Below are 23,883 nucleotides of genomic sequence, written 5' to 3' on the forward strand. Positions count from 1 at the left end.
CCATGTATTGTCGGGATTTTCATTGTCGTGTAGGTTTTTCTACCATTGACTACAACGGTTAGTATATGAAAAGTAGGCGATTTCGAAGCACCGACCTTTCGGTTAAGCACCAAATTTGATTCAAGCTAAAAGCCTCAAATTTAGTACTGTTTCGCCTATTTTTGTCAACATTGTTATGTGCTGGGTTTATTCCTTAATTCGCTTTGGGTTTATAATAAAGTAATATTGTTCCACTTTTAAAAACTTTGCTTTTTGTCAGTTCGAGGTTTATATTATTACTCAGATTGTCCAAAATCGGTTCGCCTTTTTCAATGAATATCGGGTCAATCATTATTTGATATTCATCCACTAAATTCGCATCTGAAAGTTGTTTTAAAATCGTTCCGCTTCCTAAAAGTGTAATGTTCTTTTTACTCGTTTTTTTTAATTCCGTTATTCGTTCTATGAGGTTTTCATTGATGATTTGAGTGTTTTTCCAATCAGTTGATTGTAAGGTTTTTGATACGACAATTTTTTCAGAATTATTCATTCCATCTGCAACTTCGGGGAAAGAGTCATAAGCCATTTGAGTTGGCCAAAACCTTTTCATCATTTCGTAGGTCACTCTGCCGAATAAAAGAGTGTTGTTCGATTTTAAGCTCTCAACGGAATATTCCGCCTCTTCTCCTCCGTGTTGGTGCCAATTTATATCATCGTTAATTCCTTTATAAAATCCATTTAATGAAATAAATGTGAATGATGTCAATTTTGCCATAATTTTATTCTATCGTTGTTTTTTTAGCTGGCACATAATCGGGTCACGCAAAGGGATTTCACCTTCAAGTTCCCACAGAACTGTTCGGGAGGATCTCCCTTCATATGGCCGCTTCGGCGGTCCGATCTTCATGTTAATAATCACTCAAGGATATTGTATCTCTAGGGATGCGCCAATAAAAAAATTCAAATAGTTGGGATGTTCCTTGTACTTGGTTTGCAGGTATTTTATCGTTGCTTTCTTGTTCAAGTCTTTCTCCCATTTTACCCATTTAAGCAATCTTGCATTGAGTTGCTTCCACACTAAACGCATATCATTTTACTGAAATTGGTGGTAGTAATGGATAATGCCTCGTGCAACAGGATTCACCGGTCTGGCTACCGCCTCAGTTGGTCTGCGCCTTTTGTGTATTGCCAACTTAACCCCGGATGTCATATACCCGGTCATCAGGTGTCCGGTACACGCTTATTGCAAGTACAAACGTAACTACCTGCTTTCGACATCGTTTTTGTCCTTACCAGGCTTCATCATTGGTTCACTTGCCTTCAACTCACATCAGCTCACCGACAGTAATCGTTGTTACCGTATTTTCCTTATCGCTCACCACAGGTCAATTTATCAAGCCTGCAGCATAAGGTGGTTTGGAAACTACTCCTGAAAGTCGTCGCCGAGAGGCCTGCTCCCATCTGTTATAAAGTACCAATATCTTACTGGATATTGTTCAAGTCACACACGGTTTCGGGCTTGGCGAAGGTGGGCAATTTATACCACAAATATTGATGCGGAGAACCAATTTTTGATTAACCACAAATGTGTCTGCGGAGCACGGGACCGCCACTTTTGCCAAACCGCTGTTATGCCTTCGTTGTTTTCCCTTCAAAATGTTTTGTTTCTCTTCTTTGCACATTGAATACTGTTCCTGCTGGGTCTTGTATCCAATGCATATTTTTTGGAAGTTCTTCAAGTTCGTCACACGTTTCTACTCCGTTTGATTGCAAATAGTTTGTCGCTTCCTCTACGCTTGGAACTGTAAGCTGCAACCAAGTTTCAGAGTGAGTGTAGTTGTCAACGCAGTCCAACCAAATTATATTATTACCGAACTTCACTTCGTGAGTTCTGGAAATTGTTGGATTAACAATGGGTTTTTCTTCGACTTCCAATTTTAAAATATCTTTATAAAAAGCAACGGTTTTGTCATACTTGCTTTTTGGAATTTTTATTGCAATATTAATTCCAGCTTCAAATTTTATGTCCATTTTCTTAATGATTTTTCTATGCTAATTTAAGGTTTTCTTAATATATTGGGTTCTACCGTTATTCTTTTTACACATTATTATCCAAAATATCAGTCGCTTTTTTAATGCCAAGTTGTTCGGCTAAACCAACGAATAGTCCTTCTGTCCCACGTATGTAACAGAGATTGTAAATGTTCTCATAGTTTACTACTTCTCCCACCATTTCAACACCTTGTTTTGTAAGTCAGTTAAGTAATTCGTCAAGGTTGTCCACCCTGAACATAACACGGAGATAACCAACCTGAAACCGAAACCAGACATTGCATATGCATTATGCTAGCGGTTCGTTGTTATGATTCACTCATTAAAGTTGCTAATAATTCATCCAATTTTTCAAGTGTCATTGTCATACCTTGCTCCATTCCCATTTGTATTACGGCTTCTAATTCACTTAGTGAATTATATTGAACAATTGTCTCAACAAGAGTATTTCCTGATTTGTCCGAGAATGAAACTCTCCATTTTGCTCTTGGTAAGTCTTTGTTTACTTCTCCTTGTTCGTTACTAAAAGCATCAAGAGAAGTATAAAAGTCAATCGGTTGGATTGTTAGATATTCGGTATAACCCCAATATTCTGTTCCGTTAGCATCAACCATTGCATAATGCCAATGACCACCTTCTCTAAAATCCATTGTCTTTGTTTTGGTTGTCATTGGTTTTGGTGCAAACCATTTGTCAAGCAATTCACTTTTTGTGTAACAGTCCCAAACTAATTGTCTGTCAGCCAAAAATTCTCGTCTTAGAGTAAGTTGATTACTTTCTTTATCAACTATAAAGTCAAACTGTAAGTTAGATTTCATTTTTTCTTCTTTCCATTTAAATCGGTTAAGAGATTGTCTAATTGATTAAATCTGGTTTCCCAAATTGCTCTAAATTGCTCTAACCATTTATCAATCTCTTTCATCTTTTCAATTTCAAGTTGGTAGTATATTTCTCGTCCTTTTTGCTCTTGCTTAATTAATTCACATTCTGTTAAAATGCGTAAGTGTTTTGAAACTGCTTGACGTGTTGTGTCAAAATGTTCGGCAATGGCATTTGGTGTCATTGCTTGTAAAGCAATCAGTGTAATAATTGCCCTTCTTGTCGGGTCGGCAATGGCTTGAAAAATGTCTCTACGCATTTTACAAAGGTTTATATACAAGCACTATAATACCACAGTCGAAGTGTTTAGAAGAAACCAAGTTTAATTTTTGAATTGCATCTACATCTTGAAAAATTGGCATTCCTTTACCAAGTATTGCTGGATTGATAAACAAGTGCAACTCGTCAATAAGTTTTTCTTTGATTAAGGAAGAAACAAATTGACCACCACCATAAACAATAAGGTCTTTACCTGATTGATTTTTCAATGCGTTGATTTTCTCTATAAAATCTCCGTTTTCAACTTCCGTATTCTCCCATTCTGATTTAGTCAAGGTTTTACTAAATACAATTTTTGGTGTTTGAGAGTAAATTACCCCTGCTTCTTGTTCTGGATTGGTCTTGTCGTTAGCAATTGCTGCCCAATGTGGAATAAAACCTATTGCTAAATTTTTACCGAGTAGGATAGTGTCAACGGGTTTAGTGAATTCGTCAACATACTTTTTAATGTCGTCTGACCAATTAAAAGTCATCCAATCCATCTCATTGTTCAACCCTGAAATAAATCCGTCAACCGACATTTGCACTTGTAATTTTAATTTTCTCATTCTCTCTTGCTTTAAATTGTGAAACTAATCGGTTGCAAATATACGCAACCTTTTGGTTTCTCAAAATATTTCTTGATTTTTTTGGTGTCGGGTTAAAATTCTCTGTCTTGGTAGGTCGTCTTTACAATGCCCACTAACGTTTATGTTTGCGGTAGTTTTTAATGCTGTAATCTCAAATAGATTATATGTAATTCTGCTCACTACATTCTTAACTCTCGGTACGCTGTCCACCTTCAAGCAGTCGTTTAATACTTTGGCCATTACTTCAGATTTGTCTGGGTCAACAAGTTTAGGCTGATGTTTTTGAAACCAGAAACTTTGATTTTATCGACTACCTGTCGTTGTGCAATACTTTAGTCCATCAAGTGCAATTAAACTTAATGATCGTTCTGCTTCAATCCATTTTTTAGTTCTTGTCCAACTTAACTTAGATGCTGCTGTCAGTATCCCCCAAAACTCTGAAACATTTGTTATTCTGTCTTTAATGGATTCTATGGATACTACGGTTCGATTTGTGCCACGTATTTCGGTCGGATGGGTTCTTCCTTATATTTGGGGAAACATTAACCATTTTTAGATAGTATCACCTTCTTACGCAAGAGGTCAAAGCAAGCCCTGCCATACATTTGTCTTTTTAACCCGTTGTGCGGGTTAAAATTCTTCTGTCGTTATATCCATGTATTGTCGGGATTTTCATTGTCGTGTAGGTTTTTCTACCATTGACTACAACGGTTAGTATATGAAAAGTAGGCGATTTCGAAGCACGAAACTTTCGGCAAAGTACAAAGTTTGATAAGAGCCTAAAGCCTTGATTTTAAAACTGATTCGCCTATTTTTTATATACATTGTTAGCGGTTCGTTGTTTTTCTGCTGCATCTCTCAATGGCTAATTAATTATTTCCCCATTGTTATTTTCCAATTTCTCACGAAATTTTTGAAGTTCTTCAGGTGTTTGTCTAACCCATTCTGTTACTTCTCCAACGATTTTCAGGGGGGCTTTGGAACGATATGAACGTGAGGGATTACCAGGAAACTTTTTGTCTGTTAGATTTGGGTCATTTTCATAACTTCCGGTTGGCTCAACAATATAAACTCTTTCGTTTCGATCTCCTTTTGCTAGTGCAGCAGCAAGTCCAGCACCATTCACCAAAGCCGTAAAATAAATATGGTTCATTTTTAGTTCTGCCTTGTAATTGGAACCTCCCCCAGCGGGCAGTAAATCGCCAATTTGTAAATTCGCTTTTGTGCCGTGATAAAAAGGGCCTTTATCTGAGGGCTTATATTTATACGAACTTGCTAAATCGAAATTTGCTTTTGCTTTGTCTGAGTAGCCCAAAACTTCGTGACATTTGCCAATGTTCAAATAAAGAGAAGGCAAAGCACTATTAACTGCATCATTGTTTACCTTTAAAGCAAAATGCAAACCGGTTTCAAGCCAGTTTAATTTGTCAGAAACATTTTTTTGATGTCGGACTACATAATTAGCTGCAAGAAATTTTTCAAAGTCATTTGTCGCTTCATCCCAACTTTGGATAAATAATTTGCTTGCTTCTTCTGGTTTGCCTTTTTCTTCCATCTCCATCCCTTGAAGACAGAGTTTAACAATATTATTGAAAGGTGAAAATTCCATTTGTGAATTATTTTGGATGTTTATATTTTCCATTCAATTATCAGTTGTTCTCCTACTGACAATTGTCTCCAATTCTCCATTATTGAATTGATTTCATCTAAACAAGAGTTTAAAATATTTTCTGTCATAATGAAATCAAGGTGTCTGATATATTCATCAAAATTTTGCTTGGGTATATGCCCCCAATACACAGATTGTACAGGTCCAACAATTTGTTCTATAAATCTTAGTTCATTCGTCTGTGGATTGTCTTTACCGAACAGTTCTTTGAAAGAGTGTCCTTGCGACAACATACCCCAAAAGCCCTTTGAATATTGTAAATTCTTTTCTACCACAAAATGACAAATATCGTGAAGAAAATACGTTTTTGTTTCAAGGTTAATGAGCTCAATAGATTTGTCCTTTCTTGTTATTGTGTATTCAGACTGAAATTGAGTCTTCTTCTTAATTTCAATTTTCATTTGTTATCTTCAAACCATTTTACAATTGCTGGCATATCTCTTTCAAATCCACCAGGAATAAAAAAGTTGAGCAAGCCTGATTTTTCATTTGTCCTATTAGCAAAGTCGTGGATTGTCTTTGCAGGTATTCCTAAAAATGTCCCTTTACCAACTTCAAACCATTTGTCGCCAACAAGTATTGATGTAGTTCCTTCTATGCCGTAAAATATTTCGTCATTGTCTTCGTGTTGATGAGCACCAGGTCCGTCAGAGTTAGGTTCAAGCCACCATTCAGAAATGCTGTATTTGTCTGCTGTCTCATTTTCGTCTGCTTTAAAACTGCTGTCATTGTGCCGCAGTTATAAATTCTCCCTTCTCCCGCTTTTAGAAGTAATTTGTCAGTTTCGTTTTGTTTATGTTTCATTTTCTGTTAGTCAATTGCTATTAGTCGCGTTGTCCTCCCTAATTCGTTCTATAATGACCGCTAACGGTTTGGGTATTGCCGAAGGCGGGGAATTTTAGCACTAATGTTCAATCGAAGAACAAAAGTTGAACCTTGCACAAATGTCCAATCGAATCCGTTCAGCCCAACTTTTGGCAATACCTTGTTATTGGCTGGCGTTTTTGTCAGGCGTTATGTCCATAGTTTTATTACTGCCAAAATACTCATTATTAAAATTAGTCCACCAATTACCCATACAGAAATCTTAATTGTCTTTTGGTTATCTGTAAGTAACTGTGTCTGCTTGTTGGTTTCAGCTTCTATAACTTGTCTTAATTCTTTTGTGTTTTTAGCAAACTCAATTTCAAAAATTTGTTTGATGTGGTTTCGCTCGTTTTCAATTAGCTTTTTTATTTCAGATTTATTGTCGTCAAGCCTTATTTTGATTGTGCTTTCAAGGTCTTTATAAAAGTCCTTGTTTTCTTTTCGGATTTGGTCGGTTTTTTCTTCTACAAGTTTAGCAAGCTCGGTTTTATTCTGCTTATTAGAATTTTCAAGTACGATTAAACTTTGAGCAACTTTTTCCTGCTGTGCTTTTTGAAGTTCATTTATTTTGTCAAGCGTTTTGCTATTTTCGTCAAATTGCTTACTGATTACGTTATATGTGTCAGTTAAATGCTGTAACTTTTTGTAAGCACCCGAAACCTCTTTAAGTTGTCCAACTTCTTGGTTGAACTCTTCAAGGGTTTCATTAAATTTCTGCAAGTTGCTCATATAATTTCTTATTAAGTTTTTTTAGTTCTTGTAATTTTTGAGAATAAACATCATTGAGTAAATATGCCAAATCGTAATATTCCGCAAGCTCTTCCAACATTTCAGGATAGTATTCTGAAATGGACTGGCTTAATTCCAATTTTTGTTCTTCGGTTAAATGCTTTCCTAATACTTTCAAGCGATATAAAAAGTCGCTTTGTTCGTCTTCCGTAAAGGTTTGTTTGATACTTGATAATGCACTTTCAAAGCGTTCTTTTCCGTCACTATCTTCATAGTTATTCAACGCTAAACGAACAAAACCACTTAAAAAATTTAGTCCAACGTTATTACGATAACTCTCTAAAAATCGACTAATGCTGTCTTTTAGTTTTTCAAATTCAACCTTGTTTGGGAATTGGTTGTTAGTCGTCAAGACTTCAAACCATTTTTCATATACTTTTTGGTTTTCTGCAATATGCTGAAGTACAAAAGTTGTTTCGGAAAAAATAAAATAGCTATCAATTCTTTGCTTGAAACTTTCGCTGTCTTCAAACACCGAACACCAATCTGAAAGTGTTTTTAAAGATTGTTTTCGGCCATATGCGATATTTTCAAAAGTCCAATTCAGCAAATACCAAACTGATTTTTCTAAAATTGAATTTTGAGGAATTTTCTCAATTTCGGTTTTTACATCTGTGTTTGGTTCATACTTGATGATGTAATCCGAAACACTTTTTATGATGTGATTTTCATCAAGAGTTTTGAATTGAACTTCAAAATGGTCAATGAAATTCGTTGTCCAATCGGAAACAATTCCTAAAAGACTTAAACGATAAATTGCTTTTTGTAAAGTGTCGCTATTGATTTTCAATTTTGAATAAGCGTCATTCCAAAATATCCGAAGTTTTGAGTTTCCTCGGAAATAGTTTGTGATTACACCCAAAATGATTTCAAAATCTTTTTCAATATCGTTTTGTCCTTGTGTGAAAAGAAAGACTTGTTTAAAAATATCTCTTCCGTTCCATCTTACTTCATCGCTAATTTCTTTCATTTCGGCAAAAGTTGTATCTTTATGAAACAACCTTTGCACTCGTTCTTCATCGTGAATTTCGGGTGAATAAAGCACAAAACATTTCCCTATTTTATTTTTGTTTTCCTTTTTTCGTTTGTCCCAGCGTCCAGCTCTTCCAGCTTCTTGATACAAAGCTTCAACCGAACTTGGCAAACCGTAATGGAAAGTATAATGAATGTTTTGTTTGTCAATACCCATTCCAAAAGCTTTGGTAGCCACTAAAAGCTGATATTTATTTTCTTTAAAATCCTTCTGAACTTTTTGTTTGTATTTATTGAACTCATCTCTTGCCATTACTGGCTCTGTTCCTATTTTTCTCCCCGTGTTTTCGTCTATAATATCACGTTTGGGAATGTCTCCAGAAAACCAACCTACTTTGTTTGTATAAAAAGTATTTAATGTGTTTGAAACTTGATAACAACCATAAGCACCGTTTACATTTGGCGTAAATATCAAACCTGCTTTATCTGTTGTTTCAATAAAGCTTTCCGTGTCTTTTAAATCTTCAAGAATTTCTCGGATTTTTTGGCTTTTATTTCCGTTGTCGTTGATAACATTAAATTGTAATTCCTTTCTGCTATAATCTAAAAGTGATTTGATGTTTTCATCTTCCAAACGTTGCTTTTGTCTTGAAAATTCAATTTTAATGTCTTTCAAGACATTTACGGAAGCGGTTGCAGTTAAACCAATAAATTTGATTTTACCTTCTCCATTTTCATCTTTCGGACTTAATTTATCAATGGTTTTAGCTAAATTCAAATACGAAGTTCTGAAATCGTGTCCCCATTCGGAAAGGCAATGAACTTCATCTACAACTGCGTAAGCTATTGAAAAATTAGCAACAATCGCACTTATCTTTTCTCTGAAACTTGGGATTTGAAATTTTTCAGGGGAAATCCAAACAAACAAATATCGTCCCTGCTCAAAATTTCTTTCAATATCTCGTCTTTCGTCTGCTTCTAAATCGCTGGTAATGAAATTTACATTGGTTACAAGAGTTTTTACCAAATTATCGTTTTGGTCGTACATCAAAGATTTGATAGGACAAACTACAAAGTTGATACTTGGTTGTAGCAAGCAAGGAAGTTGGTAACACAAAGATTTTCCTCCACCAGTTGGCAAAAGTCCAATTGTGTCTTTTCTATTCAATACATTTGAAACTATTGGAAATTGTCCTTCTCTAAAATTTGCTTTGTCAAAAATATTATCAAGGAAAAACTCTAAAGTTGTTTTGTCTTCGTCCGTAATGTGGTAATTAATTGGCTCGGTTGTGCTAACTCTGAAATAGTTTTTGTCTTTTACGATGTCAAAATAATCATTACGAAGGAAAATTACATCTTTGCTGATTTTATTTTCGTCAGTGTAACGTTTGAACAGCGAAAAGTCAATGTTTATAGCTTTTGTTGTTGGTTGAAATTTCGTTTTGTCATTCCTAATTATAATGTTGAAATTTGGCTTTTTGAGTTCTTGTTTGTTTTTAAGTTGCCAAAGTTTATCAATCCAAATAAGCAAATCGTTTATTGCCAATTCTGCAAAATCGGGTAAATCTTCGTGAGTTAAAATATTGAAATTCCAATCTTCATCCAATGTCAAATACTTGTGAGTAAGTAACTCAATGAGCAAAACTTGAAAACGGATTATTGCCGTAGGCAATAATTTCGTTTTGATTTCTTCTTTGCTCATTTGGTTTTCTTCTATTTTTTCACAAGCATTTTTGTAGTAGGATAGAAGTTTCTCAAATCTTTCAAGATGATTTAATATCGTTTCAACTTTTGATACATAAGAACCATTTTGTAATTCTTTTGTATCAATTCTTATGGTTTTAATGCCTTTGCTTGATAAAAAGTTATCTCTTGTACTATCAGAAACTCGGGTAACTTCATTAAGTTTGTGTTGTTGTCCGTCAATTTCAATTACAAGTTTGGCTTGTGGTAAATAGAAATCGACTTGTTGGTTGATGAAGTTTTTATCTTCTTCGCCAATAATTTCATTGATTTGAATTTCGGGAATGAGCAACGATTGAATAAAAGAATATTCTCCAAGTTCATTTGGAATAATTCTTTCAAAAAAGTATTTTGCTGGGTAATAGTTATTGTCTTTGTCGCCTTTTATTGTGTCGTTCCAAATTGGAGTTTGGTTTGTCGCAAACAAAAAACGTTCTACATAGTTGTCAAGTTTGTGAATTTCGCCTAATTCGGATTGTAGATATTTTGAAAGAGTTGTTGGAAAACCACGTTGCAAAATGTTTTTTACAACATACAAAACTGGCAACAAGTCAGTATTAGTCTGATTTGTTATGAGGTTCTGAATTACAAAATTCGGATTAGTATATGTGTAGTTTGCAGTGTATTTCTTCATTCAATATTTCTGTCACTTGGTTTTGTCGGTGCGGTCGGATACGCTTGCCGCTAACACTGTTATTTGCGGCACTAGTTGCGTCTATATCGTATTAGTCAGTAGGTTACTATAATTATATCGAAATTTTCAAGAAAATCGAGCGGGCTATTGGCCGTTTTATTATTATTGGCCATAACCTGGGTATAAATATCCGTGGCCATGCTATTGTAAGGCCCATATATACGCTGTAACACTCTTCAATACACCCTTATTAAAGAGTTACAAAGGGCCGGCACCATCGCGACATTTTATTTGTTTGAACACTGTTTCCCAGCCACTTATGCTGTAGTTCCCCACCGAAACATTCCATATATAGAATAGATTGGCACGCCTCCCTCTATGGTCCTTAGCTTTAATGATTTTGTTTAAAACAATGTTACGCACAGAATCTACCTGAATTAATATCAGAAAAAGTTGAATTAGTTTTCTATAGATATTAAATAGAGGACCTTAGCTTTTAAAAAATCCTCCACGCTGCTGGAAAAGGTATTTATAGTCCACTGCAATGGCATTTATCACCGTATTATGCTTACAATCAGACCTATTAGATTTTTTTAATTACCAAACATGGTTTTCAAGCTCAAATTCCTCAATGGACGCCTTATGCAATTGCTCTTTGACGATGGATGCCTCGTTACTTATTCTATATTCCACAATAAAATCTTCACAATACTATTACCAAACACGCTAAACCCTATACGTGTTTACCAGTACCTCCTGATATGCCCTCCAGCTTTCTGGCCCCACCCTATTCCCGCCCCCAAAAGCAGGGTACCTAATAATCGAAAGTCTACCTTATAGGCAGTCCCCCATTCAATTAGAAAATGCCAATAATATGGGCAAGAAAAGAAGGAATAATAGCAATGGAGATTTCCTTAATGAAATCTGAAGCGGGCTTCCTGATACAAAGTTTTGATGTTCTGTAAGCAACAATATAGATATACCCTGGTGCCAGTAAGATAAAGATGATGATGGAGGTAAAGGCAAAATTCATTTTACCCCAATTTTTTCATCTGGTATATCTTGTCTTTGATTCTAACTCTTACTGGTTCGACACCTTGATCGTGCCGCAGACTAAAATCCACTAACGCACGGCCGATGGTAGGGTCGGACATCAACTCTTCTCCTAGCATATTGGCTTTGGATTTACTATTACCGAAAAACTTACTAAGTCGCTTCAACATAACTCATGAGCTAAAGATTGACAAAAGTTACTCCTTCACCGGCATCAGAAAGGCGATGAATGAAGTATAAATATAAGATGTTCTTTGAAATTTCCCTATCAAAACAATCTTAGAGTAGAAGAATAAAATCAATTCCCTAACTTTTCAGAGGCCTACCCTAGACATCAAAAAATCCCTGATAAGAATATGTAGTTACAGGCTCACTCATACGCTTTTTGCGAATTGATTTTGACCCTTTTTTTGGCGCAATAGTTGGCGCAATGGTACCTAGAAAAATACAAAGTCCTGATAATGAGATCATTACCAGGACAGTGTGGAGACGGAGGGATTCGAACCCTCGTCCAGATCAGGGAAACCCTGCGCCTTCTACATGCTTAGCCTTCGATTAGATTTTCGAGCCAGACAAGGTTCAAGGCAAACCCGCATCGTGGCCTTAGATACTGGTGTCTCGTTGGGTTTCCGTATCACTATACCAACCAGCGCTGCGTTTCGACACCCCTTATTCCACCCGGCAGCACGTGAGGTGGAGAGATGATGGCATTTGGTTAATCCTCCGGATTAAGCAGCCATGGCGTAATTAGATTCGCCTTTTACTATATGAGAATATTATTTCCGGGAGGTACTCTCAACTCCCGACATGCTTACTCACAGAACCTCAGCCCGCTGTCAAAACCGGTCGCCCCCGATTCTTTTGCAACCTTAATAACCTACTAACTTCCGTTCTAATTACGGTAGTTGGGTAGAGTTGCTTCAATACTACATTATTTAAGCCCCGTTAGTTCCGTTTCGTTATTTATTTTTAACCTTTTTATACAACCGACTGACCTCCAACTTCATGGCAGAAAACTAAAATTGTACCCTGTAGCTAAAAACGGGAATGAGTCCGAGCTGATATTGGCTCACCACTCCCTTCTGATATTGATCAAAATAGCTGTATGCCTCATTCCTGGATGAAGTCACGTTCTGCAGATCCAGGGAAAAGGTGCTGCTATGGCTGGACTTATTCCGCTTATAATAGATCCGGAGATCGGGACGAAAATAGTCTTTCATCTTCAGACTGAATGCACGATCCTCCTGATATACCGTACTACCACTGGCTGCAGAGGCCTGGATGTCGATGGGGGTATCTCTGAATCCTCCTATCCATAATATCTTTGCATTAACACCCCACACACGCTCCTCAGTGGAGCCAAATTCCTTTCCACCGGTAAAACTAAAGGTATGCCGTCCGTCGTAACGCGTGCTTCTCTGGATTCCGTCACTGCCTTTATAGGTCGACTCATAAACCGATCCGGAAATTAGAAAGTAAAGATCGTCAGTAAGATATTTCTGCCAAGACGCCTCTACCCCGATATTCCTCCCTGTGCCACGATTGACCAAAGGATGATAAGGGACAGACTCCAAAGCATTGATTGCCGAAAAGGCGGTTGGAATACCATCCCGAATCGGAACGTCAAACAGATCTTGCCAGTAGGCCTCCAGGTTAAGACTGCTATTTTTAGGTAGTTGAATTTTATAACCCAATACCAACTGACTGGAGCGCGACACCCCTATCTTACCGCCATTCAAGCGGCCGGCCAGGTAGACCTGGGGCAAAGGAACCTGGCTCTGCATGCCATAGGACAGGCTTAACTGGCTCCCCGTCTTTAACTGATAGCGAAGCGCTGCTCGCGGCTCCAGCACTCCCTGGCTACTTTTGGAATAATAAAGATAATGAACTCCAACTTCAGAACTAAACTTGGGTGACCATTGCATACTGGCCAAAGCGAAAGGTTGAATGATCAGCCCTTTCAGCGAAAAATCGACCGGGGCCTCGGTGCTTACCCTACTGAAATAATCGAGTCGATCGCTCTGCACCGTAATGGTGCCCCCAGCTTGGAGTCTTAGCCTATCGGTAGGTCTTATATTGAGCGCACTATTTATCGAGACCCTTCCTTTAGCCAGCTCATCGGTATCGAGGGGCCTTATGGAAAAATCGAGCGCATAGACCTGACTTGCCTCTCTTGTGGTTGTCAGTCCGGAAGCCACCAATGCCGTTCTCAATGCCATTTGTTTATTTATGGGCCAGTCGTGAGTTACTCCAATAGCGCCCATCTTATTTTTAAATTTAATATTCTGACCATCTTTCTGGAATTCCCAGGTAGAAGTGTCTTTGTCAGCTTTGAAAGTATTGCTGCTTATCCCGCCCATTCCAAAGACCGTAAAGGTTCCTGCTTTATTGGTAGGAAAATTGAGGTGAAAAGACAAATCCTGAAACCGAATATCTTCCCCACCAAAACTTACACCCATAGCCCCGAGTAGGCCCGTAAACGAATATCGGTAGTTGACCAGATACGACCCTTTATGTTGCTTGGAAAGTGGCCCCTCGGCAGCAAGATCTATGCCGATTAATCCGGCCTGACCCGTAAATTCAGTCTGCTCATTATTACCATTGCGCAGACGCATATCCATCACTGCAGACTGGGCGTTGCCATAATTTGCGGGAAGGGCCCCGTTCAGGAAATAGGATGTTCCCAAGAGCTGAGTGCTCAATATATTCACACCTCCACCAGTAGTAGTAGCACGATCGCTGAAAGTCCCCGCATTGGAAAGATGATTGGGGTTTACGATTTCCACCCCTTCCAGACGCCATTGCATATTATTGGGCGAATTACCTCGAACCACCAGCCCATTGGCCTGATCATTTGCAGCGGCTACTCCTGCAAAAGACGTAGCTACCCGTGCCGGGTCCAAATAGGTAGCCGCATAGCGTAAGGTCTGCTCGGTGGTAATCTCCTGAACACTATTATAGGCAGGCGTCCTGGAGCCGGCCACCGTGGCCGCCGGAAGCTGCAGGGCATTGGTAGACAACTGAATATTCAGAACCTGCTCCTTCCCTGACACCAGCAGAATTTCGGGTATGGTCAGCGTTTCGTAACCAATGTACTTTACGATGAGGACATAACGACCTACGGGTAAATCGTCGAAACGAAACAGGCCATTTTCATTACTGACTGTCTGGATGGGCAGGCCCGAAAGCAAAATACTGGCGCCTGCTAGACGCTGTCCATTGTCCCTATCTGTCACCGTACCCCGCAGGGTAGAAGTTAAGGTCTGCCCCAAAGATATCTGTGCAAAAAGTAAGAATAGACTTAAAAAACGAATCATAAAATAAGAGAGGAATATACTATTGACTAACCGCAAAAATACAACGTTCTTGGCAAGGAATGCTCCGCCATTGAGCAATTATCGTAATTTTGTTCGCCATACCAATTCGAACACTTATGCATATTGACCATATCATTACATTTTTTAAATCCTTACAAGACGATATATGCCAAGCCCTGGAGACTGAAGATGGGCAGGCGAAGTTTCAAGAAGACCTATGGGAACATCATTCCGGTGGAGGTGGCCGAACACGACTGATTCAGGATGGGGCGGTGATTGAAAAGGGAGGAGTGAACTTCTCATGTGTAAAAGGTGAAGTCCATCCCCGGTTAAGGGCGCAAATGGACCTTGGGGAAGATGACGACTACCATTTCACGGCGACTGGCGTCTCTATTGTGATGCATCCTAAAAATCCCAATGTCCCCATTATTCATATGAACGTGCGCTATTTTGAACTTAGCAATGGCACTTGTTGGTTCGGCGGTGGAATAGACCTTACACCGCATTATGTGGTGAAAGAAGATGCACAGTGGTTTCACCAATATTTAAAGTCGGCCTGCGATCAACACCATTCGGACTTCTATCCTGAATTCAAAAATTGGGCGGACGATTATTTTTTCATCCCGCACCGTAATGAAACGAGGGGAGTCGGGGGAATCTTTTTTGATTATTTAAAGCCAGATCAGGAAGGCAAATCCCAGGGGCTTGCCAAAGACGCTCTCTTTGCCTTCGTTAAAGATATTGGAGTGAGCTTTGCACCCATTTACACCCAACTAATGGCCAAATACAAGCACTCGGCTTTTACGCCCGAACAAAAGGAATGGCAATACATCCGCCGGGGGCGCTATGTGGAGTTTAATCTCGTATGGGATCGGGGAACCAAATTTGGTTTGGAAACCAATGGCAGAACCGAGTCGATACTGATGAGCCTACCACCGCAGGCCAATTGGGCTTATAATCTGATACCGGAAGCAGGTACGGCAGAGGCCCAGACGCTAGCCTTCCTCAAAAAGAACATTAATTGGGTTTAAAACGACAGGTACCAAGGGCCGCTGTCAAATATTTTGCCGGCGGCCTTTAGGATTAATTTCTTTTTTTTCTAAAAAATAGCACCCCAGCTGGAATCAGGGTGGTTCCAGAGGTAACCATCTTTCACTAGAAGTGGTGAATCAATATTATTGGAATAAAGCTGCCCCGTGCCCAGGCCCTGAGGTAAAGGGTTATGGTATTGAGCCGTAAATTGTGCAATGGCGTTTAGCCCGATATTGGATTCTAAGGCTGATGTTACCCACCATCTTACTCCTAGCCTTCCGGCAATTTCGATCCATTCCGCTGTAGACTGTAATCCACCCAAAAGTCCCGGTTTCAGAATAATATATGGGGGATTAAGATTTTTTAACAAATCGAACTTTTTACGATAATCTACGATTCCAATAAGCTCTTCATCGAGGGCGATCGGAACTGGAGAATTAGCACAAAGGTCGTGCATAAGCTCTGCCTGACCCGGCATAATGGGCTGCTCAATAGAATGCAGGTCATAGGTAGCAAGGCGATCGAGGCGGTCTCTGACGTTACCTGCATGAAAGGCTCCATTTGCATCTACCCGAAGCTCGATCTGATCTTTTTTATACCGGTTTCTGATATGTTCCAGGACAGCGCACTCTTCATCAAAATCGATGGCCCCTACTTTCAATTTAATGGTGTTAAAACCCGCTTCCAATTTTGCCTCTACCTGAGCCACCATATCATCGAAAGTGCCCATCCATATCAATCCATTCATCAAAATGCCTTTTTCTGAACGTGAGAAGGCATTATCGTATAATTTACGTTTCCCTCCGTTCATTATATCCAGCAGAGCGGTTTCGATTCCAAATCGAATGGAGGGAAAGTTTTCTGGAACAATTTGATTGAGAATGATGGCTAAATTGAAGGGAAAAACTTCCAAATCATAAGCGTTAAATTGGCTGCAGATTTTTTCCAGTTCATGCTCAAAATCTGGCCGATCATCGACGCTCAAGCCCGGTAACGGACCACATTCCCCATAGCCAAACAGTCCAGGCAGTTCAGTGTCCCGGACCTGAACCAGATGTATTTTTTTCTGGTTCAGAACACCACGGGAAGTGCCTGCTTGTTTCTTGAAATTGAGAATATGAGGTTGGGTCGTAATTCTTAATGGCATGTTGAGATTGATGTCAGATCAGCAAAGGGCGTCAAAATTAGCCAAAATTTATGTAATTATGCGGATAAGATGGAACAACCTACCTGGATCAAATATATATTATTTCCTTTTTCGATGCTCTACGGAGTGATCATGAGGATCCGTAATGCAGCATTCGACAGGGGATACCTGCCGAGCATGGCCCCTCCACAGTGGACCATATCGGTGGGTAACCTCACGGTAGGCGGCACCGGAAAAACCCCGGTCACCGAATATCTGGCCAGGCTATTAAAAGACACCTTTCCCCTGGCCATTTTAAGCAGGGGCTATGGTCGGAACACACGAGGATTTATTCTTGCCGATGAAATGGCTAATGCAGGCAGGATCGGAGACGAGCCCTACCAGTATTACCAGAAATTTGGACCTGATATTGCTGTTGCCGTCTGCGAGAAACGCATCGAAGGAGCATTGAAACTTGCCGAACTATTCCCGGAAAAAAGAACACTGCTTCTTGACGACGCCTATCAGCACAGAGCCATAAAACGAAATGTTAACTTACTCCTTAACGACTATTCAAGACCCTTTTACGAAGATCTACCCTTCCCTGCCGGCCGGCTCCGTGAAGGGAGGTATGGTGCTCGCCGAGCAGACGCTGTTGTGGTAACCAAGTGCCCCGCTCAGCTCCAGGATCAGGAAAGAACCCGTATCCAATTGGCGCTGGCTCCTTATATAAAACGCAACACGCCCGTATTTTTTGCGGGTATAAAATATGCACCGGCACGGCTGCTCTCACTGCAGGAACATGAGATAGTGGACGTTATGGTGGTCGCAGGGATTGCCAACCCTGGCCCATTTTTAACGGAAATGAATCAAAAATTTAAGGTAGTAGGCCAGAAACTATATCCCGACCATCACAATTATACCGATGTCGACATAAAAGAACTTATTCAAAACTTAAAAAACGATACTTTTGTAGTGACAACGGAAAAAGACATTGTAAAGCTAAAACCTCTTGCTGTCGGAACGGCCTTGTATGAGCGGCTGGCTTATGTACCCATTGAGATAGATCTGGGGAAAGATCAGGAAAGTTTCGAAAGATGGATACTAGCAAAAGTAAATCAGGTCTAATGCATTGGACGTTGCAATTGAGCACCATATATGAGATTTAAGATAATATTCCTTATAGGCTTAAGCCTATTTTTTATTGATACCCATCGAAGCTACGGTCAGATAAAATTACCTGCGGGCCTGCCTACTCCTGGAGGAAACTCCGGAGGCAGCAGTGGAGGCGGTGGTGGTGGAGCCGCGATTTTGGACGATAGTACCAAAACAATTTACGGACCCAGAACCACGGTACATTTTTTCGAAAAGGATATCCTGAACAACCGCGATTCGGTGCGCTACAGGGTAGACACTTCTCTTACCAACCTTCACCGCTGGACGCCTATTGACAAATCCTGGGGCACATGGGTGGATTTAGGAAACGTAGCCACAGCTTCAAACCCTATCTTCTTTCAGACCCGGGACGACATTGGCAAACAGCTGGGCATGCGCGCCTACGACGCTTATGCTATCAAGCCGGAAGAGGTATATTATTATAATACCAAATCACAGCATACTGACATTACCTTCGTTTCCGGAGCTAAGAAGACCTCCATGGGACGGTTTGGGTATACCCAAAATTTTGGCCCTCGCTTTAACCTGGGTATCAAGGCGCAACGACTGACTTCTAATAAGCAATATGGAACCTTCAGCACGCTCAATTCTGAATCACTTCTGGCTCAGAACTGGACCTTTCTCGCACAAGGCAGCTACTTTTCTAAAAATAATAAATACCTGATACTGGCACATTATCGACATCTAAATCAGAAAGTGAGAGAACAGGGAGGGGTCATTCCTGACTCTACCATCAATGGAGATGGGATCTATTCTTACGATGGAGGGGCCCGTATCAGCGACGATGCTAACTCCTGGGAACGCAGGCATGGATTTCACCTCTACCATCAATACCGCCTTGTAAATGGCTTTCAGCTTTTCCAGCAGATGGACTATCAAAGTACCATTAACCGATATACAGATCTGGATATTTCTAAGGGAATTGCCAATGGTATTTATGAAAATATATACTCCGACTCCAGCAAAACCCGACAGGACCTGTATTACAAACTATTTGACAATAAATTTGGGATAAAAGGAGTATTTTCGGGTTTTAACTATCGGGCTTATATACGGCAAAGATTGTATGGATTAAGTGGACAAAGTCAACCTGCAAACAGCACGGGAGAACCTTATACCCGTTACCGTACAGGACTGAAATTCGAAAATATGCTAGGTCTATGGCTGGGTTATTATTTCAAAGACTCTACCCAGTACCTCAGTGCCGAAGGAGAACACCTGGTTGGAAAGGACTTAAAACTTAAAGGAGAAATTACCACCAAATGGGCCAAAGCTGGATATCAAACTATACTTTGGTCACCAGATCTTCTGATGGACTATTATCATGGGAATAATTTTATCTGGAAAAATGATTTTAAAATGGAATGGGTAAATACCATCTATGGATCCATCCCAATTAAAACTGAAAAAATAAACTTCACGCCTGAAATTCAGTACCATCTCATCAGACAGCATATGTATTATGATGCGCAGGCAACACCCCAGCAATATGGAGGTACTATCAACTTATTCCGCATAGGAGCCACCGCAGATATCCAGCTCAATAAATGGACCCTGGCGGCCCGGACATATTATACGCTTAACGATACCAAGAGCATTATCCGAAATCCGGACTTTTATGCCAGTGGACAGGTTAGTTTCGACTTTACCTATTATAATGCCTTGTATATACAGTTGGGATTGTCCGCAACTTACCGATCTGCCTATGAGGCCTATGCCTATATGCCCGTTACCCAGCAGTTCCATCTCCCAAATGGATTGTACGCCCAGCAACAAACCAGAGATTATTTCACCTCGGAGGCTTTTGCCAACGTTCGGATCAAAAGGGTTCGTTTGTTTTTTAAATACTCTTACCTGAATATGGACCTCTATGGCTTATTTCCGAAAGGAAATTATCAGAGTCCCGGTTACCTGGACATCCCCCGATCCTTCAGCTTTGGAATCGTCTGGCCTATGTTCGATTAAATATTTTCAAGACCCTAATCTTTATGAATATCACCACGCTTGGTTTAGAACTTCCTACAGACCCCCGTTGGGTCAATATTGCCGCCATGCAACTTGGGGATATCCTCATCGATCACGCCTATTGCGAGCAAAAGGCTGCTTCATCCTGTATTTCATTAATTGTTCACTATCCTGAGAAAACCCGGCTTGTGGAAGTTCTCACTCCCATTGTAGCAGAAGAATGGGGCCATTTCCAACGTGTCTTAAAGGAATTGCGCAGTAGAGGACTCAGCTTAGGAAGGCAACGCAAAGACGAATATGTAGGCCAGCTTATGAAGTTGGTTCGTAACAAAGGTGATTATGAGGAGGCTTTATTGGACAAATTACTCGTTTGTGCCCTTGTTGAGGCACGGAGTTGTGAGCGTTTCAAACTCTTATCTGAAAAACTGGAAGATGCTAAACTGGTTAAATTTTACCGAGAATTGATGATTTCTGAGGCAGGGCATTATCGTACCTTTCTCGAGCTTGCCGAAACCTACTGCCCTAAAGAATTAGTAAGACAACGCTGGAAGGAATTTCTTCAGGCAGAGGCAGAAATTATCCAAGGGCTAAAGCCCCGCTCCGATCGCATGCACTAATTCTTATGTGAGCGGCCTCACTCAACTTATCACAAGCATTCCCATGACCCAGACATTTCTCAATCAGGTAGCTACGCATATTTTTAACCGACATGGCAAAAATTTAGGCCAGGTTGCCGTGATCGTACCTACCCGGCGTTCCGCATTTTTCTTGCTAAAAGAACTTGCCGAAATCACTGACCAGGCCGTATTGAGCCCTGAGGTGCTGGCAATCGACGATTTCGTTGAAAATGCTACCAGTCTGCAAATTGAAGATCCAGTCCATCTCATGTTGGAGCTGTATGAATCCTTCAAAGAAATCGATCCTACATTGGCCTTTGAAAGATTTATGGGATGGTCGGCGGTTTTGATGAGCGACCTCGATAAGATAGACCAGTATTTAGTGGATACAAGGTTCCTTTTCGACTATCTTTCGGAAGCAAAGGCACTGGAAAGATGGCAGGAAGCCCTTCCTTCGGGAAAGACCCTGGAAACCAAAGGTGGTACCAAAACTTATTTTGAGCTATTTCAAAATCTTCAAAACCTTTACCTGCGATTCAGGAAACGTCTCACTGAGAAGGGTAAAGCTTATCGGGGAATGATTTACAGACAATTAGCAGAAGATCCGGATGTCGACTTTTTGTCCAATAAACAATATGAAAAAGTATTCTTTGTAGGCTTTAATGCATTTACGGAGGCCGAAAAAAGAATTGTTCAAAGATTGGTAAAAAAGGATTTGGGAGAGGTTCTCTGGGATACCGATACGTATTATATGCGCCTTAATCAAGGGATGGAAGCCGGAAAAATCCTGCGCGACTATGAGCGCTCAGGAAAATTCGGCCCCTGGAACTGGACTACTGACCATCTGACCACTGGAGCAAAGGACATCACCCTCTATGGCGTCCCCAACAACACCTTACAAACCAAGGTCGCCGGCCAACTTTACCTGGACATGCTGGCAGAAGATCATCCCGAAAAACCCGTACTGACGGCCATAGTTCTCGCCGATGAAAATCTGCTCGTCCCCATGCTACATTCATTGGATCCGAGCATCAAAGATGTGAATGTCACCATGGGCCTATCCATGCGCAATTCCTTGTTATACACCCTGATAGACAGTATATTCGAGCTTCAGGAAAATGCCGTAACTTTCAAAAATAAAACTGGCAGACAGGTTACTGTTCCCAAGTTTAGTCATCACAGCATTGACAAAATCTTAAACCATCCCTTCATAAGACATTATGAAAATATAGCTCTGGAGAAAGACCAGGAAGGATTGACCATTCTGCAAAAAACACAGCACTATATTGCCAATAACAACAGGGTCTATCTGAGTAGTGCAGAATTGCTGGAATTGGCCGGGAATGAACCCATATTTAAGGTTCTGTTTACCCATTGGAATAAAAATCAGCCAGGGCAGGTTATCTCTACTTTCTATGCCTTAATTGACCTGTTAAGAGGGGTTTATAAAGCCTATAGTAATGCATTAGAAACTGAATATTTATACTTGTTTTATACGCTTTTACAGCAGTTTGAGCAAACCATTGCGGAGCGCCCGGAAATCCTCTCATTCCGGACCTTACGTGGCTTCCTATACGAACTTATCAGGCAGACTTCTATTCCTTTCAGTGGAGAACCGGTTAGCAATCTTCAGATATTAGGAATGCTGGAAACACGGGCTTTGGACTTTGAAAGAATTATCATTTTATCGGCTAATGAGGGCGTGTTGCCCAAGGCAAAAAGGCAAAACTCCTTAATTCCCTATGAAGCCTCACAGGTCGTCGGACTACCTACCCAGCTACACCAGGAGGCCGTCATGTCCTACCATTTCTATAGACTCCTGCAAAGAGCCTCTGAAGTGCATCTGTTATATGTAAATACCACAACTGCCTCCGGAACAGGCGAAAAGAGTAGATTTATTCAACAGATAGAACATGAACTGACGGCCTATAACGAAAATATCAAGTTAAAACATAAGGTCGTACAATTCGAGCCCAAGGAGCCCGTGAGCATCAATGAAACGATCGCGAAAGATGCTCAGGTCATTGCAAGCATCAAGGACTATCTTGGAGGGAAGGGACTTTATCCAACCCACCTCAACGAGCTAATCCGGTGTTCTATGCAGTTTTATCTTAAACATGTTGTGGGTGTTAAAGAAAAGCGGGAAGTAGAGGAAGAACTGGGTATGGACAAAATCGGAACTTGGCTGCATGAATCCATGGAACAGCTGGATCAGGAATATTTTATTCCAGGAATAGATCCATCCGAAGAAGAGATAAAAGTTATCCTGCATCGTAGATTTCAAGCCTTATTTTTGGGTTATGTTATCGATCAAGGCCTCAATCATATCTATTATCAGGTGGGAGAGCAGCAGGTTATTAAGTTTGTCCAGCATCAAATGCAGCAACAGCCCAGAAGAAAGATACTCGCAACAGAGCAGACACTTCGCACCACCTTATCTTTAAAGCTTCGGGGCGAATTATTAAAGGTAAATATAGGAGGAAAAATAGACCGGATCGAGCTTGATAAAGGAAATAAGTTGCTGGTTATGGACTATAAAACCGGCAGTGTAGATGTCAATAAGGGAACAAGGTTAAACGATCCAGGGCTTCAGGATGATTTATTGAAAACCAATTCCGACTTAAAAATGGGTTATGTGCGTCAGCTATGGATGTACGAATTTTTAGTCTATAGAAAGATGCTGGAGGAAAGTGGATTAGAACTGGGCGATCAACGCTATGCGCTTGCGGCTTATTCCGTACAATCTGGGTTTTACTCCTTCCGTAAGCCACAGGAGATTTTTGCCAATCCGCTTCAGCTAACTGGGGCAGAGCAAAACCCCCAAGCCTATATGGAAAAAACCCAGGAATTGCTCACTGAAATATTGGATTCATTGCTGGATCCCTCCATCCCATTCAGCAAGACAGAAGATAAAAATATCTGTCTGTACTGTGACTATAAGGGCATCTGTGGTCGCTAAGCTTCAGGTTCTAGCGGATAACGTCGGCGGGTTTCGTTAATCAGGAATTTTTTCTGCGCTGTAAAGCTGTCGGGATGCATACTGACAAAAATATGCGCCCATTCCCCATAGCGATCCGGGTCACTCATGCGAAATGTGTGACTATTAATTTTCTTTTGTAACAGGTATGCGTCGAAATCCATAATAAGGGCCATACGAAAAAATGC

Annotated in this window: 19 protein-coding genes and 1 other RNA gene; 5 read left to right on the top strand and 15 right to left on the bottom strand. The window is 40.2% G+C overall.

Going from position 1 to position 23,883, the window contains the following annotated elements; all coding sequences use genetic code 11:
* Positions 1 to 193: 193 nt before the first annotated feature.
* From X939_RS0117205 to X939_RS0117280, 13 genes are all read right to left on the bottom strand, one after another.
* On the bottom strand, positions 194 to 754 hold the full coding sequence (locus X939_RS0117205; protein ID WP_025764532.1) for a dihydrofolate reductase family protein: 561 nt from the start codon (positions 752 to 754) through the stop codon (positions 194 to 196).
* An 854-nt stretch (positions 755 to 1,608) separates the two neighbouring features.
* On the bottom strand, positions 1,609 to 2,010 hold the full coding sequence (locus tag X939_RS0117215) for a VOC family protein (RefSeq protein WP_025764533.1): 402 nt from the start codon (positions 2,008 to 2,010) through the stop codon (positions 1,609 to 1,611).
* 329 nt (positions 2,011 to 2,339) lie between these two features.
* Positions 2,340 to 2,849, bottom strand: coding sequence for an SRPBCC family protein (locus X939_RS0117225; RefSeq protein ID WP_025764534.1), 510 nt, complete (start codon positions 2,847 to 2,849; stop codon positions 2,340 to 2,342).
* Positions 2,846 to 3,169 carry an ArsR/SmtB family transcription factor gene (locus X939_RS0117230; protein ID WP_025764535.1) on the bottom strand — a complete coding sequence of 108 codons (324 nt, stop codon included), beginning with the start codon at positions 3,167 to 3,169 and terminating at the stop codon, positions 2,846 to 2,848. The genes X939_RS0117225 and X939_RS0117230 overlap by 4 nt, the downstream gene beginning before the upstream one ends.
* 1 nt (position 3,170) lies before the next feature.
* Positions 3,171 to 3,737 (bottom strand): dihydrofolate reductase family protein, encoded by a 567-nt coding sequence (locus X939_RS0117235; RefSeq protein ID WP_025764536.1) that lies wholly within the window; start codon positions 3,735 to 3,737, stop codon positions 3,171 to 3,173.
* A gap of 886 nt (positions 3,738 to 4,623) precedes the next feature.
* A complete protein-coding gene (gene arr / locus X939_RS24140) occupies positions 4,624 to 5,073 on the bottom strand; it encodes an NAD(+)--rifampin ADP-ribosyltransferase (RefSeq protein WP_374754302.1) in 450 nt (149 codons plus the stop codon).
* Between the two features lie 314 nt (positions 5,074 to 5,387).
* Positions 5,388 to 5,828 carry a hypothetical protein gene (locus tag X939_RS0117245; protein ID WP_025764538.1) on the bottom strand — a complete coding sequence of 147 codons (441 nt, stop codon included), beginning with the start codon at positions 5,826 to 5,828 and terminating at the stop codon, positions 5,388 to 5,390.
* A complete protein-coding gene (locus tag X939_RS23945) occupies positions 5,825 to 6,037 on the bottom strand; it encodes a cupin domain-containing protein (RefSeq protein WP_229236092.1) in 213 nt (70 codons plus the stop codon). The genes X939_RS0117245 and X939_RS23945 overlap by 4 nt, the downstream gene beginning before the upstream one ends.
* Positions 6,038 to 6,441: 404 nt before the next feature.
* Complete coding sequence (locus tag X939_RS0117255; RefSeq protein ID WP_025764540.1) at positions 6,442 to 7,023, bottom strand: hypothetical protein; 582 nt, start codon at positions 7,021 to 7,023, stop codon at positions 6,442 to 6,444.
* On the bottom strand, positions 7,001 to 10,432 hold the full coding sequence (locus X939_RS0117260) for a DEAD/DEAH box helicase (protein ID WP_025764541.1): 3,432 nt from the start codon (positions 10,430 to 10,432) through the stop codon (positions 7,001 to 7,003). The genes X939_RS0117255 and X939_RS0117260 overlap by 23 nt, the downstream gene beginning before the upstream one ends.
* Positions 10,433 to 11,466: 1,034 nt before the next feature.
* Positions 11,467 to 11,655: a hypothetical protein gene (locus tag X939_RS0117275; protein WP_025764542.1), complete on the bottom strand. Its 189-nt coding sequence runs from the start codon at positions 11,653 to 11,655 to the stop codon at positions 11,467 to 11,469.
* Positions 11,656 to 11,966: 311 nt separating this feature from the next.
* Positions 11,967 to 12,339, bottom strand: a transfer-messenger RNA (tmRNA) gene (ssrA, locus tag X939_RS23460).
* Between the two features lie 162 nt (positions 12,340 to 12,501).
* Positions 12,502 to 14,802, bottom strand: a complete 2,301-nt coding sequence (locus X939_RS0117280) for a TonB-dependent receptor (RefSeq protein WP_025764543.1) — start codon at positions 14,800 to 14,802, stop codon at positions 12,502 to 12,504.
* A gap of 116 nt (positions 14,803 to 14,918) precedes the next feature.
* Between X939_RS0117280 and hemF the strand changes: the two genes are divergently transcribed.
* Positions 14,919 to 15,833: an oxygen-dependent coproporphyrinogen oxidase gene (gene hemF / locus X939_RS0117285; protein ID WP_025764544.1), complete on the top strand. Its 915-nt coding sequence runs from the start codon at positions 14,919 to 14,921 to the stop codon at positions 15,831 to 15,833.
* Positions 15,834 to 15,901: 68 nt separating this feature from the next.
* Here the strand turns inward: hemF and X939_RS0117290 are convergent, their stop codons facing one another.
* Positions 15,902 to 16,981, bottom strand: a complete 1,080-nt coding sequence (locus tag X939_RS0117290) for an o-succinylbenzoate synthase (RefSeq protein WP_025764545.1) — start codon at positions 16,979 to 16,981, stop codon at positions 15,902 to 15,904.
* Between the two features lie 69 nt (positions 16,982 to 17,050).
* Between X939_RS0117290 and lpxK the strand changes: the two genes are divergently transcribed.
* From lpxK to X939_RS0117310, 4 genes are read left to right on the top strand one after another with little or no spacing between them, the layout of a single operon-like run.
* Entirely contained in the window at positions 17,051 to 18,088 is a 1,038-nt protein-coding gene (gene lpxK / locus X939_RS0117295) for a tetraacyldisaccharide 4'-kinase (RefSeq protein ID WP_025764546.1), read from the top strand.
* Positions 18,089 to 18,118: 30 nt separating this feature from the next.
* Entirely contained in the window at positions 18,119 to 20,101 is a 1,983-nt protein-coding gene (locus X939_RS0117300; RefSeq protein ID WP_025764547.1) for a putative porin, read from the top strand.
* 23 nt (positions 20,102 to 20,124) lie between these two features.
* Entirely contained in the window at positions 20,125 to 20,718 is a 594-nt protein-coding gene (locus tag X939_RS0117305) for a MiaE family protein (protein ID WP_025764548.1), read from the top strand.
* A 43-nt stretch (positions 20,719 to 20,761) separates the two neighbouring features.
* Positions 20,762 to 23,677, top strand: coding sequence for a PD-(D/E)XK nuclease family protein (locus X939_RS0117310; protein ID WP_025764549.1), 2,916 nt, complete (start codon positions 20,762 to 20,764; stop codon positions 23,675 to 23,677).
* Here the strand turns inward: X939_RS0117310 and X939_RS0117315 are convergent.
* Complete coding sequence (locus X939_RS0117315) at positions 23,674 to 23,871, bottom strand: hypothetical protein (protein WP_310588073.1); 198 nt, start codon at positions 23,869 to 23,871, stop codon at positions 23,674 to 23,676. The genes X939_RS0117310 and X939_RS0117315 overlap by 4 nt on opposite strands.
* Between the last annotated feature and the right edge of the window lie 12 nt (positions 23,872 to 23,883).

This window comes from Dyadobacter tibetensis Y620-1, from assembly GCF_000566685.1.
Taxonomy (GTDB): domain Bacteria; phylum Bacteroidota; class Bacteroidia; order Cytophagales; family Spirosomataceae; genus Dyadobacter; species Dyadobacter tibetensis.